Annotated in this window: 14 protein-coding genes; 8 read left to right on the top strand and 6 right to left on the bottom strand. The window is 31.5% G+C overall.

Translation table 11 applies throughout. The features are described 5' to 3' along the window. The first annotated feature begins 4 nt into the window (after positions 1-4). Positions 5-778 carry a TlpA disulfide reductase family protein gene (locus tag CLU81_RS03890; protein ID WP_099708626.1) on the top strand — a complete coding sequence of 258 codons (774 nt, stop codon included), beginning with the start codon at positions 5-7 and terminating at the stop codon, positions 776-778. Between the two features lie 180 nt (positions 779-958). Here the strand turns inward: CLU81_RS03890 and CLU81_RS03885 are convergent, their stop codons facing one another. Then, on the bottom strand, positions 959-1,954 hold the full coding sequence (locus tag CLU81_RS03885; RefSeq protein ID WP_099708625.1) for a virulence RhuM family protein: 996 nt from the start codon (positions 1,952-1,954) through the stop codon (positions 959-961). Positions 1,955-2,302: 348 nt separating this feature from the next. Here CLU81_RS03885 and CLU81_RS03880 point away from each other — a divergent pair, with 348 nt between their 5' ends. After that, positions 2,303-3,922, top strand: a complete 1,620-nt coding sequence (locus tag CLU81_RS03880; RefSeq protein WP_099708624.1) for an ABC-F family ATP-binding cassette domain-containing protein — start codon at positions 2,303-2,305, stop codon at positions 3,920-3,922. A 60-nt stretch (positions 3,923-3,982) separates the two neighbouring features. On the opposite strand, the gene CLU81_RS26945 is transcribed toward CLU81_RS03880, so the two are convergent. The 5 genes from CLU81_RS26945 to CLU81_RS03860 form a co-directional block, all read right to left on the bottom strand. After that, the gene (locus CLU81_RS26945; RefSeq protein ID WP_199174548.1) at positions 3,983-4,159 is read right to left on the bottom strand and encodes a hypothetical protein; all 177 of its coding nucleotides are present in this window, start codon (positions 4,157-4,159) and stop codon (positions 3,983-3,985) included. 199 nt (positions 4,160-4,358) lie between these two features. Next, positions 4,359-4,754, bottom strand: coding sequence for a VOC family protein (locus CLU81_RS03875; RefSeq protein WP_099708623.1), 396 nt, complete (start codon positions 4,752-4,754; stop codon positions 4,359-4,361). A gap of 38 nt (positions 4,755-4,792) precedes the next feature. Continuing rightward, positions 4,793-5,680, bottom strand: a complete 888-nt coding sequence (locus CLU81_RS03870) for a DUF4435 domain-containing protein (protein ID WP_099708622.1) — start codon at positions 5,678-5,680, stop codon at positions 4,793-4,795. Next, positions 5,681-6,055 (bottom strand): AAA family ATPase, encoded by a 375-nt coding sequence (locus CLU81_RS27305; RefSeq protein WP_369804814.1) that lies wholly within the window; start codon positions 6,053-6,055, stop codon positions 5,681-5,683. A 15-nt stretch (positions 6,056-6,070) separates the two neighbouring features. Continuing rightward, the gene (locus CLU81_RS03860; protein ID WP_099708620.1) at positions 6,071-7,048 is read right to left on the bottom strand and encodes an AAA family ATPase; all 978 of its coding nucleotides are present in this window, start codon (positions 7,046-7,048) and stop codon (positions 6,071-6,073) included. Between the two features lie 277 nt (positions 7,049-7,325). Between CLU81_RS03860 and pyrR the strand changes: the two genes are divergently transcribed. The 6 genes from pyrR (at position 7,326) to CLU81_RS03825 (ending at position 12,003) form a co-directional block, all read left to right on the top strand. Continuing rightward, positions 7,326-7,865 carry a bifunctional pyr operon transcriptional regulator/uracil phosphoribosyltransferase PyrR gene (gene pyrR / locus CLU81_RS03850; protein WP_099708618.1) on the top strand — a complete coding sequence of 180 codons (540 nt, stop codon included), beginning with the start codon at positions 7,326-7,328 and terminating at the stop codon, positions 7,863-7,865. Positions 7,866-7,964: 99 nt separating this feature from the next. Then, positions 7,965-8,891 (top strand): aspartate carbamoyltransferase catalytic subunit, encoded by a 927-nt coding sequence (locus CLU81_RS03845; protein WP_029273654.1) that lies wholly within the window; start codon positions 7,965-7,967, stop codon positions 8,889-8,891. Between the two features lie 133 nt (positions 8,892-9,024). After that, entirely contained in the window at positions 9,025-9,357 is a 333-nt protein-coding gene (locus tag CLU81_RS03840; RefSeq protein ID WP_099708617.1) for a ribonuclease Z, read from the top strand. Positions 9,358-9,549: 192 nt separating this feature from the next. Beyond that, entirely contained in the window at positions 9,550-10,458 is a 909-nt protein-coding gene (locus CLU81_RS03835) for a ribonuclease Z (RefSeq protein WP_099708616.1), read from the top strand. A 225-nt stretch (positions 10,459-10,683) separates the two neighbouring features. Continuing rightward, complete coding sequence (gene pdxH, locus CLU81_RS03830) at positions 10,684-11,328, top strand: pyridoxamine 5'-phosphate oxidase (RefSeq protein ID WP_099708615.1); 645 nt, start codon at positions 10,684-10,686, stop codon at positions 11,326-11,328. 219 nt (positions 11,329-11,547) lie between these two features. Continuing rightward, the gene (locus CLU81_RS03825; protein WP_233209648.1) at positions 11,548-12,003 is read left to right on the top strand and encodes a CAP domain-containing protein; all 456 of its coding nucleotides are present in this window, start codon (positions 11,548-11,550) and stop codon (positions 12,001-12,003) included. Positions 12,004-12,037: the final 34 nt, after the last annotated feature.

Here is a 12,037-nt window from a genome sequence, read left to right as displayed (position 1 = left end):
ATTCATGAAGAAGTCAATCGTTTTTATAATCCTATTTCTAATTTCGACAACAATTTTCGGCCAAAACAAATTCGGAAATCCGGAAGTTGATCCAATCCAAATTCAGAATAAATACAGTGATTGGTGGATTTATCAAAGCAAAAACATCATGCTTTCCAGAGATTATGTAGCGCTTGATACAGATTCTAAAGAAATTTCAAAAGAAACCTTTCTAAACGAATTGACAAACGGAAACTATATCCCAATTAGATTAAAATCAGAAGATTCAATCTACTATTATAAACTCTTTAAAATCCAGCCTAATTCAGATACAAGTATAAAAGCAACCATAAATCAGGAAGCTTTTGACGCGTTAAAGAATTTCGAAATGGAAGGGAAGCCTTTCCCTAAATTCTCTTTTAAAGATTTAAACGGAAATGTAGTTTCCAACGAATCCATGAAAGGGAAAATTATTGTAATCAAATGTTGGTATATTCATTGTGCCGCTTGTATCAAAGAATTTCCGGAAGTCAATAAACTAACAGAAAAATACAAAGACCGAAAAGATATTCTTTTTGTAAGCCTTGCCGAAGACAATCCAGAGCAATTAAAAGTATTTTTAGCCAGAAAGCCACTTTCATATTCAGTTATTCCAAACATGAAAATTTACATGAATGAAACTTTGCAACTGAATGCTTTCCCAACTCATTTTATCCTGAACAAAGAAGGTTTAATTGCCAAAGTTTTACCTAATTTCAGAAGCCTGGAAGTAGCTTTAGAAAAAGAAAGTAAATTGTAGTTTTTAAACCATATAAGTTATATAAGATATTATAAGTTTAATTTAAAAGCCAAGCTGTGACGATTTAATCTCGCAAAGACGCCAAGTCGCCAAGTTTTTTTGTTGGTATTTTTTAAGTTGATAAGTTTAGTTTAAATGAACTTATATAACTTATATGGTAAAACTTTTTTGAAAATCTACTTAATTGTTTTTATTTAATTTCATTATTTCCTTATCAAAATCAGATAAATATTCTCTGTCTTGAATAATGCGGAATTTATCAAACTCCATTTCAGCTTTAATTTTTGCTTCCAAATGAGAAATTTTCCCTTTATCATTCAGAATTGGATAATTTGAAAGTTGTAGAAAATTGTTTAGAAAGACAGTCCAGTCTTCCATTTGCATGATAATTTGTCTTTTGGCGTAATTTTCAGCCAGATCTAAATAAGCTGAAACAATTCTATTAAGCTCTTGAAGATGTGCATCATTCAAATAGTTTTTAGCAACACTGACATCGCTTTTTAGAATTTTTCCGTCAGGCGCATCTTTCCATGTCGACAATCCCATATAAATCTTGGTAGCATCAGCTTCTGTATAAATTATTTCTGCAGCGGTTTTTCCAGTTATTGCCCAATGTAGTTTATTTTGAACTGTTGCAAAAAAAGCTTTAGTCTCAATACTATCTTTTTCATAATTTGCAGAAAGAGAATAGATGTCGGTTATTTTTTGATAAAATCGTCTTTCAGAAGAACGTATTTCACGAATTCGTTCCAGTAATTCTTCAAAATAATCTTTGCCAAAAGATTTTCCGTTTTTTAGCATTTCATCATTTAAAACAAATCCTTTGATGATGAATTCCTTAAGCGTTTTTGTTGCCCAAATTCTAAATTGAGTTGCTTGATTTGAATTTACTCTGTAGCCAACTGCAATTATTGCATCGAGATTGTAAAAATCAATTTCTCTGTTTACTTCTCGTTTTCCTTCAATTTGAACTGCTCGAATTTTTCGAGTAGTTGAAATAGGGTCCAATTCTAAGCTTTTATATATTTCTTTTAAATGATATGTTATTGTGTGTGATTCAATTCCAAATAGCTGTGCCATTGCCTTTTGCGAAAGCCAAAAACTCTCATCAAGATACGTTACTTCGACTTCGATATTGCTTTGAGCGGTTTGATATAATAAAATGGGAGCCTGCATAATTTTAAATAAAAATAAAAGTGAAGGTAAACAAATTACAATTTTAAACCATATAAGTTATATAAGATATTATAAGTTTAATTTAAAAGTCAAGCTGTGACGATTTAATCTAGCAAAGATGCCAAGTCGCCAAGTTTTTTTGTTGGTATTTTTTAAGTTGATAAGTCTAGTTTAAATGAACTTATATAACTTATATGGTGAAAATTCTAAGACAAAATATGTTTTCTCTGCGCCTCTGCGTCTTTGCGCGAGAAATGATTGTTTAGATAAAAAACTTTGCTCCTTTGCATCTTTGCAACTCTGAACCTTTTTCCCTACTTTTGCACCAAATTAATTAAAAAGACATTCATGTTAACAGTCAATAATTTATCAGTTCAATTTGGCAAACGAATTTTGTTTGACGAAGTAAATACCACATTCACACACGGAAATATTTATGGAGTTATTGGAGCCAATGGTGCTGGAAAATCTACTTTTCTAAAAATCATTTCGGGCGACATCGACCCAACTTCTGGACACATTCATTTAGAACCGGGAAAACGTATGTCGGTTTTAAACCAAAATCACAACATGTTCGACGAGCATACTGTTTTGGAAACCGTTTTGATGGGAAATAAAGTTCTTTATGCTGTTAAAAAAGAAATGGATGAACTTTATTTAGACTACAACGACAAAAACGCAGACAGAATTGGAGAACTTCAGGTTCAGTTTGAAGAAATGAACGGTTGGAATGCAGATTCTGATGCCGCAGCGATGTTGTCTAACTTAGGAATCAACGAAGAACATCATTATACTTTAATGGGCGATCTTGAGGGAAAAATTAAAGTACGTGTGCTTTTGGCGCAAGCGCTTTTTGGAAATCCTGATTTGCTTATTATGGATGAGCCTACCAACGATTTGGATTTCGAGACAATCGCTTGGTTAGAAAATTTCTTGGCAAACTACGAAAACACTGTAATTGTAGTATCTCACGACCGTCACTTTTTAGATGCGGTTTGTACGCATATTTCTGATATTGATTTTGGAAAAATAAATCACTACTCAGGAAACTATACTTTCTGGTACGAGTCTAGCCAATTGGCAGCAAAACAACGTGCTCAGCAAAACAAAAAAGCAGAGGAAAAGAAACAAGAATTAGAAGAATTTATTCGTCGTTTTAGCGCGAACGTTGCAAAATCTAAACAAGCAACTTCTCGTAAAAAAATGATTTCTAAATTGAATATTTCTGAAATCAAACCTTCAAGCCGTCGTTATCCTGCAATTATTTTTGATCAGGATCGTGAAGCTGGAGATCAGATTTTGAATGTAGAAGGATTAGCAGCTTCTGTAGAAGGAGATCTTTTGTTTAAAGACGTAGATTTGAATATGGCAAAAGGCGATAAAATCGTTCTTTTCTCTAAAGATTCACGTGCTACAACAGCTTTCTACGAAATTTTAAATAACAATCAAAAAGCAGACGCAGGAACTTTTGATTGGGGAATCACAACAAATCAAGCTTATTTACCGGCAGAAAATCACTCGTTTTTCGAAAACGATTTAACATTGGTAGATTGGTTACGTCAATACGCAAAAACAGAAGAAGAGCGCGACGAAGTATTTATTAGAGGATTCTTAGGAAAAATGATTTTCTCTGGAGAAGAAGCTTTAAAAACAAGCCGTGTATTGTCAGGAGGAGAAAAAGTACGTTGTATGCTTTCAAGAATGATGATGGAGCGTGCAAATATCTTAATGCTTGACGAACCAACAAATCACTTAGATTTGGAGTCGATTACAGCATTCAACAATTCATTAAAAAACTTCAAAGGTTCAGTAATTTTCACAACACATGACCACGAGTTTGCACAAACTGTAGGTAATAGAGTAGTGGAGTTAACGCCAAATGGAGCTATAGACCGTTACATGACATTTGACGAATACCTAGATGATGAAAAAATTCAGGAATTAAGAAAGAAAATGTACAATTTGTAATATTTCAATTTATAATAAGAAGAAATCCCGATCGCTTTGGCAATCGGGATTTTTTTATGATTACTTATTGCCACCGAAGAGTTTTGCAAAAATGAAAATGATTATCGCAACAATAAAGATGACGATAAAGATTCCGAATCCCATTCCGGCTTTAAAAATATCTCCAATAACTTCGCAACTTGTAAATGAAAATAGTATTACGAATACCATTAACAAACGTGTAATATTTTTTTGCATGATTTTGCTGTTTTAATTGTTTTAAAAAGAATTGAGTATTCTAATTTGCTTACAATAAAATTACTTCAGTCAGTAAAAAAATGTGTTACATAATTTGGTTGAAAAGTTTTATGATTTTGATTAAAGGATAATTCAAACCAAAAAGAGAACCAAAGGTTCGGCCCATATTGTAGAGCTGGATTTTAATCCAGTCGAATCGTTACAACATTTCAATTAATTGAATTTTATTCCCACAAGTATCATCTAGGATAGCAATTTTTACATTTCCCATTTCAGTTGGTTTCATGATAAATTCAACGCCAAGATTTATCAATCTCTCGTACTCTTCCTGAAGATTATCAACATTAAATTGCGTGTATGGAATTCCAGCTTCAAAAAGTGCTTTTTGATACGTTTTAGCCGGTTCAAAATGATTTGGTGAAGGTTCTAATAAAATTTCAACGCCATCTGGTTCATCTTTGGAAACTACAGTTAACCATCTGTTTCCTTCGCCTAAAGGAACATCATGCTTTTTTATAAAACCCAATTTTGTAGTGTAAAATTGTAATGCTATTTCTTGGTCTTGAACTGGGATTCCTATAACTTTTGCTTTCATTTTATACTGTTATTATATCTATTACAGTCAAACTATTATTATGCGCAACTCTTTAGAAAACTAATCAAATTACTAGTAGTTTCAGCATATTGCGAAAGTTGAGTTAAAACTAAAGCGGAATCTATTTTAAATTTAGTCTTCTTCTTTAATATGACTTTATTACTATTAGCATCATTTATAATAAAATTTATATATTTTATTATAAATTCAATTTCATATTTTCCTCTAAAACGGAAAGTAGGTTCTTTAGAAAAAAAGAATTCTTTGTTTTTGTCTAAATCTTCTTCTGTGACATCAATTGCATTAGGATATTTTTCCTTGATATCATTAAGTGAATAGTTGGAGGTAATGGAATTAAAAGAAAAACTAATAAAATCTTTAGGGAATTTTTCATCCAAGCTAACATTAGTTGATTGGTTTAGCATTTTTGCTTTTTCTTTTGCTGAGAAATACCATAAATTAAATAAACTAGTTGCTTGATGGAATTCTTTTTGTCTTTTATTGAACAAATCCATTAATTTTATGTATTCAGAATCTGTAACTTTAAGGAAGAATTCATTTTTTAGAATTCTATTTATTACATTTTCGGTACAATAAAAATTCTCAATAGAATAACCACATGTTGTATATAGGTCAACTTTTTCAGTATTTTCGTCGAAATCAGAATCAACGAAAAATGAAGTTTTATATTTTGGATACTTAATCTTTATAAAGTCGTAGACTTCAAAGACTGCTTTTTTGTTTCCACAAATTATGGGATGATGATTTTCATTGTAAATGTTTATTCTGGGAAAATAATATTGAGAATCAGAACCTTCAAAAAAACAAAATAAATCTTTAATATGTTCCTGTCTATGTAAGAGAACAAATTTATGAAATGCTGTTTTAGGTGACTTGGCTTTGTTTAGTAAATCTTGTGGTTGCATTTAGTTAAATTTAATATAATCAGTTAAACCAAAGGCGTAATTTTCCAATTGATTGTCATAAATAAAAGGGGAATGAGTAACAGTAAGTAAAAAATTGCATTTTTTTGAGTCTAAAATATCGGTTAACAATCTTTGTTGCCAATAAATAGAAAGAGAAAGTTCTGGTTCGTCAAATAATATAATAAAGGACTTATCAAGCTCTAAATAAATCTTAGAGAAAAGTGAAACTATTTGTTTTTCACCTGATGATAATTGTTCAAGTTCAATTTCATCAGTAGAATTAGATCTGAAGATTTTTAGAGATACTGAACTTTCATCATATACAAATTGTTTTAAATTTAAATAATTATTACAAGTATCTGCAAAATTTTTAATTGAGACATCTAGAATTTATTGGTCATTGTATAAATCAATTAATTTATCAATTAAATATAATAATCCCTTGTTATTTTTGTCACCAGATTTTATGTAATTTTTTATATTTTCTTTATCAACCTCGCTAATTGAATTACCAACTCTATCTAGTATAATTTGTAAATTTTTGTTATCAACTTTATTTTTTAAAGTATAGTTTTTAAATTCATTAGATAATTGACTTAATAGATCTCCAGTAATTTCAGAAAATCCCAATAGAGACATTTCTCTGATTTCTTCAGTTAAATATTCTATACGTTCCTTCACATCTTCCATTCCAAATTTTAAATTATCATCTAAATTTGAAGTAGAAAAATCTTCTTCCTCCCATATTTGAACACTTTGGTGTGAATTACGCTTGATTTTAAGTGTTTCGATATGAGATTCTATTCTTCTATATGTTGGAAAATATAGAATTTTTGATGAAATATTTAAATCTAAAATATCAATAACTCCTTGAAAATTTATTGCTTCAAATTCTTCGATGAACTTTGTAATGTTATCATATATGAATTTTGTAGGAGCATTTATTTTAATGTCTATCTTGTTAAGTTGCTCACTAACACTTATTCGTTTGGCTAATTCATTGATATTTTTATCTAAAATTATTTTTTTGAATGTATTAATATTGTCTTTCGTTATTTTATCTCTTAAAAGTTGAAAGAAATGACTCTCTTGATTTCTACTTCTACCTTCAATAAAAAAGTTTAAGTCACTTTTGGTAAATGATATTTTACTTTTATTACCAAATGTTAATTCAATCGATTCAAATTTTAAATTATTTAATTTTTTAAACTTTTTATCTAATAAAAAATATAGAGCATTAAGAATGGTAGTTTTTCCTAATCCATTTTCACCAATTAAAATCTTGTATCTATCACTGAAGTCAATATCGACGTCTTGATATCCAAATAATTTAAAAATTTTAAATCTAGTAATTCTAGTTTTTAGCATGCTGTTTTCGTTTTAAATTATACTAAATTATAACATGTCGTTGTAGATTGTTAGATGTTTATTCAGTTTTTTCAAAAATAGAAATCTAAAATAGAAAATTTATACGGAAAACCGTAATTTAAAAATATTTTATTAGTGCAAGACCTATCTTTAAAAGCAACTTGCTTCTCAATACTAAATCTCTCACCCAAATCAAAAAAAAATATTTCCCTTCCCAACACCCCAACAAATAAATTCTGATTTTGTATATTTGCCCAACCAAACATTACAACTAATTATGAGCCAAAAAGTATTACTTAATTCAAAAGAAGTTACTATCATACTCCATCGTTTGGCTTGTCAGTTAATCGAAAAACATCTTGATTTCTCCGATACAATTTTAATTGGGATTCAGCCGAGAGGTGTTTTTTTGGCGGAGCGTTTAAAACAAATTTTAGAAAGCGAATACAAAACACCCGAAATCTCTTTGGGTTATCTGGATATTACTTTTTTTAGAGATGATTTCCGTAGAACTGATAAACCGCTTGAAGCAAATAAAACCCAAATCAACTTTATAGTCGAAAACAAAAAAGTCATTTTTATTGATGACGTTTTGTTTACCGGACGAAGCATTCGTTCAGCTTTAACTGCAATTCAATCTTTTGGAAGACCTTCAGAAATTGAATTACTGGTTCTAATCGACAGACGTTTTAGCCGTAATTTACCTATTCAGCCCGATTATCGCGGTCGTCAGGTCGATGCTATTAATGGCGAAAAAGTAAAAGTGAGCTGGAAAGAAAATGATGGTGAAGATGTTGTTCACTTAGTGACGAATTAGTTTAATCGGTTAACCGGTTAATTGTTTAATCGGAAAAACCCCCGATTAAATATTTTAACAAATAAACGATTAAACAACAAAACAATTAAACAATAAAAAATGAAAGAATTAAGCGTAAATCACTTATTAGGAATTAAATATATCAACGAGAATGATATTAACCTGATTTTTGAAACTGCCGATCATTTTAAAGAAGTCATTAACCGACCTATTAAAAAAGTTCCTTCATTACGAGATATTACGATTGCCAATATATTTTTTGAAAACAGTACGAGAACTAAACTTTCTTTCGAATTAGCACAGAAACGTTTATCTGCCGATGTTATTAGTTTTTCGGCAGCTCAGTCTTCTGTTAAAAAAGGAGAAACCCTGATTGATACTGTAAACAATATTCTATCAATGAAAGTTGATATGGTTGTAATGCGCCACTCTAATCCCGGAGCGGCTTATTTTTTATCTAAAAATGTCAAAGCAAGTATTGTAAATGCCGGAGACGGAGCACACGAACATCCAACTCAGGCTTTATTAGACAGTTATTCGATTAGAGAAAAACTGGGTGATGTAGCCGGAAAAAAAGTGGTAATTGTGGGTGATATTCTGCATTCGAGAGTTGCCTTATCAAATATATATGCTTTGCAAATGCAAGGCGCTGAGGTTAAAGTTTGCGGACCAAAAACATTGATTCCAAGATATATAGAATCGCTTGGTGTTACGGTTGAACCAAATTTAAGAAAAGCATTAGAATGGTGTGATGTTGCCAATATGCTTCGTGTTCAGAACGAACGTATGGATGTCAACTTTTTCCCTTCAACACGTGAATACGCACAACAATATGGTGTAGATAAACCTTTGCTGGATTCTCTTGGAAAAGAAATCGTAATCATGCACCCGGGACCAATCAATAGAGGAGTAGAGATTACATCTGAAGTGGCAGATTCTGATCATTCGGTGATTTTAAATCAGGTTGAGAATGGTGTTGCGATCAGAATGGCAGTGATTTATTTATTGGCTTCTAAGATTCAGTAAAGTTTAAATTGTTTCAAGTTTCAGGTTTCACGTTGTGGGACGTTAAGCTTGACAAACTTGAAACCTGAAACTTGAAACCTGAAACAAAAAAAACGTACCTTAGCTCTCGAAAACAGAGCCTATATATAATAAAATGAAAGTAGATCAAAAAGGACATACCGTTACGATTAAAGATACCCAGGGAGATTTTAATTCTTTTTTGGAGAAAGTGACGCAGCAGTTTAAAACCTTTGAAAAACAAAATATTATAATCGATTTATCATCAAATGCTCAATTGGCAGAAGGTGATTTGAAACTTTTTTTACCGCTTTCGAAGCAACAAAAGAAAGCCAAAAAATCGTTTGTAATTGTAGTTTCTGATCTTGACTTTAATGCTATTTCTGATAAATTGGTTGTAGTTCCTTCACTTTTGGAAGCACACGATATTATCGAAATGGAAGAAATCGAAAGAGACTTAGGTTTTTAAAATTGGTTTAATTTTTTATTTGTTTAGCTGTTTAATCGATTTTATATGATGTTTAATTGATTTACTCGACTTATAATATTTTACGATGTAACTATTATAAGCTAAATTTGTTTAAATGTTTAATCGATTTTACTTAAGATTTTAGTTTTCTACGATTAAACGATTTAACAAATAATCAAATAAACAAAAAAATTGAAGCTTACCATACTCGGCTGTTATGCCGCAACTCCCAGAACACTTACCAACCCAACTTCGCAGGTTTTAGAAATTAAGAACAAAATGTTTTTAATTGATTGTGGCGAAGGAACTCAGGTACAATTACGTAAAAACAAGATTAAATTCTCAAAGATAAATCACGTTTTTATTTCGCATTTGCATGGAGATCATCTTTACGGATTAATTGGGACTATTTCGACTTTTTCTCTTTTAGGAAGAACAACTGATTTACATATTTACGGACCAAAAGGAATCAAAGAACTTATTCTTCTTCAGTTGAAACTAACGGAATCCTGGACAACTTATAATTTGTTTTTTCATGAATTGGAATCTAAGGAAAGCGAAGTTATTTTTGAAGATCAGAAAGTAATTGTAAGAACGATTCCGTTGAAACATCGCGTTTATACAAATGGATTTTTGTTTCAGGAAAAACCGGGAGACAGAAAACTAAATGTAGAAGCAGTTCAGCATTACAATATTCATACGGCATACTATCAGAAAATAAAAGGCGGTGGAAATGTAACGCTTGATGACGGAACGGTTATCGAGAATGAGAAATTATCTTTTGACCCGATTCCTGCATTGAGTTATGCGTTTTGCTCAGATACGGCTTATAAGGAAGACATTATCCCGATTATAAAAGATGTTGATGTTTTGTATCACGAATCTACTTTTCTGGAATCTGAAGCTGCATTGGCGTCAAAAACTTTACATTCTACTGCAATAGAAGCGGCAAAGATCGCGTTGAAAGCAAACGCAAAACATTTGGTTTTAGGACATTATTCTACAAGATATGACGGAATCGAACGTTTTAAAGAAGAAGCTGAAACTGTTTTCCCAAATGTTTTATTAGGGAATGATGGGGTTTCTTTTGAGTTTGTTTAATAAGGCTCTAAGGTACTGAGGTTCTGAGATGCTAAGTTTTTAAGCTTTGGAATGTGAATCTACAGATGTCACCCTGAGCGATCCCGAGGCGTCGGGAGAAGGGCTTTTATAACAAGAAGGGCTTCGACTTCGCTCAGCCTGACAAACCTGAAACCTGAAACTTGAAACCTGAAACCTGAAACAAAAATTCTAAAATCTAAAATCAACAATCTAAAATCTAAAGTCATGAACGATTTAAGTAATTATAGAAAGTCTTACGAGAAAAGTGAATTATTAGAAAGTAATATTCCGGAAGATCCAATTAATCTTTTTAACCGATGGTTTCATGAAGTGGAAGATTTTGGTGCAAGCGGAGAAGTAAACGCAATGACGGTTTCGACAATTGGTTTGGATGGTTTTCCAAAATCGAGAGTTGTTCTGTTGAAGAAATTTTCTGAGGAAGGATTTATTTTTTATACAAATTACGATTCGGAAAAAGGAAAAGCGATTGCTGCAAATCCGCATGTTTGTTTGTCTTTTTTCTGGCAGGAAATGGAACGTCAGGTAATCATTAAAGGAATTGCCGAAAGAACTTCTGAAAATATTTCGGATAATTATTTTGATTCTCGTCCTGACGGAAGTAAACTTGGTGCGATTGTTTCTCATCAAAGTGAAGTGATTCCGTCGAGAGCATTTTTAGAAGAAAATTTAATAAAACTAGAGGCTGAATTTGAAGGAAAACCAATTCCGAGACCTGAAAACTGGGGAGGATTTTTAGTAACTCCTTTAGAGGTAGAATTTTGGCAAGGAAGACCTAATAGATTGCATGACAGAATTCGATATACAAGTCAATCTGATTTTTCATGGAAGATTGAACGATTATCTTCGTAGTTGTAAGAATTTTACATTTAATAATAAAATAATAATGTAGTTCGTCGATTATTTTTGTAGTTTAACGATAAATTGAATACGTTTGGCTTAAGAAACAAGAAGATTTATCCAAATATAAGTTTAAAGAATTTGCCCCAACATTTACTTTAAAATTTTAACATGCTATTGACTATGAAGAAGATTATCTGCACCATGCTGTTCATTGTAATCTCAGTTACAATGAACTCATGTTCTGCTGACACGGCCGAGGGAACTGAAAATAGCAGCTCGACGGAAAAAGTAGTGATGAATTACACTTACAATGATTCTGAGCTGGAGACAATGCAAGCTATAAACAATTACCGAGTAAGTATTGGTTTGAATGCATTGCAAAAAATCAACCACATTTCTTCTAAATGCGAGGAGCATAATGAATATATGATCGAAAAAGCTGTTGTAGATCATAGTGATTTTGTTGCGCGTTCTGAAAATATTATGAAGTTGCTTGGTGCTAAAAACGTTGGAGAAAACGTTGCTTACAACTACAAAACGGCTGATGCTGTACTGCAATCATGGCTTGCAAGCCCTGGTCACAAAAAAAATATCGAAGGAAACTATACCCATTTTGGCATATCAGTAACAATTGATCCCAGAACTGGAAACAAATACTACACAAATATATTCGCGAGAATATAGAAAAATATTGGACTGGTTGGTTTTTATTTGTCGT

This window comes from Flavobacterium sp. 9 (assembly GCF_002754195.1).
GTDB lineage: Bacteria > Bacteroidota > Bacteroidia > Flavobacteriales > Flavobacteriaceae > Flavobacterium.
Note: the sequence above shows the minus strand (reverse complement) of the source record. Positions and strands in the feature narration are given on the sequence as shown.

What these genes read in the sequence shown, in the direction of transcription:
- CLU81_RS26945 (WP_199174548.1), bottom strand. Translation starts at nt 4,159, where the DNA reads ATGCAAAAAAATATTACACGTTTGTTAATGGTATTCGTAATACTATTT.
- CLU81_RS03885 (WP_099708625.1), bottom strand. Translation starts at nt 1,954, where the DNA reads ATGCAGGCTCCCATTTTATTATATCAAACCGCTCAAAGCAATATCGAA.
- pdxH (WP_099708615.1), top strand. Translation starts at nt 10,684, where the DNA reads ATGAACGATTTAAGTAATTATAGAAAGTCTTACGAGAAAAGTGAATTA.
- CLU81_RS03890 (WP_099708626.1), top strand. Translation starts at nt 5, where the DNA reads ATGAAGAAGTCAATCGTTTTTATAATCCTATTTCTAATTTCGACAACA.
- CLU81_RS03880 (WP_099708624.1), top strand. Translation starts at nt 2,303, where the DNA reads ATGTTAACAGTCAATAATTTATCAGTTCAATTTGGCAAACGAATTTTG.
- CLU81_RS03845 (WP_029273654.1), top strand. Translation starts at nt 7,965, where the DNA reads ATGAAAGAATTAAGCGTAAATCACTTATTAGGAATTAAATATATCAAC.
- CLU81_RS03870 (WP_099708622.1), bottom strand. Translation starts at nt 5,680, where the DNA reads ATGCAACCACAAGATTTACTAAACAAAGCCAAGTCACCTAAAACAGCA.
- CLU81_RS03860 (WP_099708620.1), bottom strand. Translation starts at nt 7,048, where the DNA reads ATGCTAAAAACTAGAATTACTAGATTTAAAATTTTTAAATTATTTGGA.
- CLU81_RS03825 (WP_233209648.1), top strand. Translation starts at nt 11,548, where the DNA reads ATGAACTCATGTTCTGCTGACACGGCCGAGGGAACTGAAAATAGCAGC.
- CLU81_RS03875 (WP_099708623.1), bottom strand. Translation starts at nt 4,754, where the DNA reads ATGAAAGCAAAAGTTATAGGAATCCCAGTTCAAGACCAAGAAATAGCA.
- pyrR (WP_099708618.1), top strand. Translation starts at nt 7,326, where the DNA reads ATGAGCCAAAAAGTATTACTTAATTCAAAAGAAGTTACTATCATACTC.
- CLU81_RS03840 (WP_099708617.1), top strand. Translation starts at nt 9,025, where the DNA reads ATGAAAGTAGATCAAAAAGGACATACCGTTACGATTAAAGATACCCAG.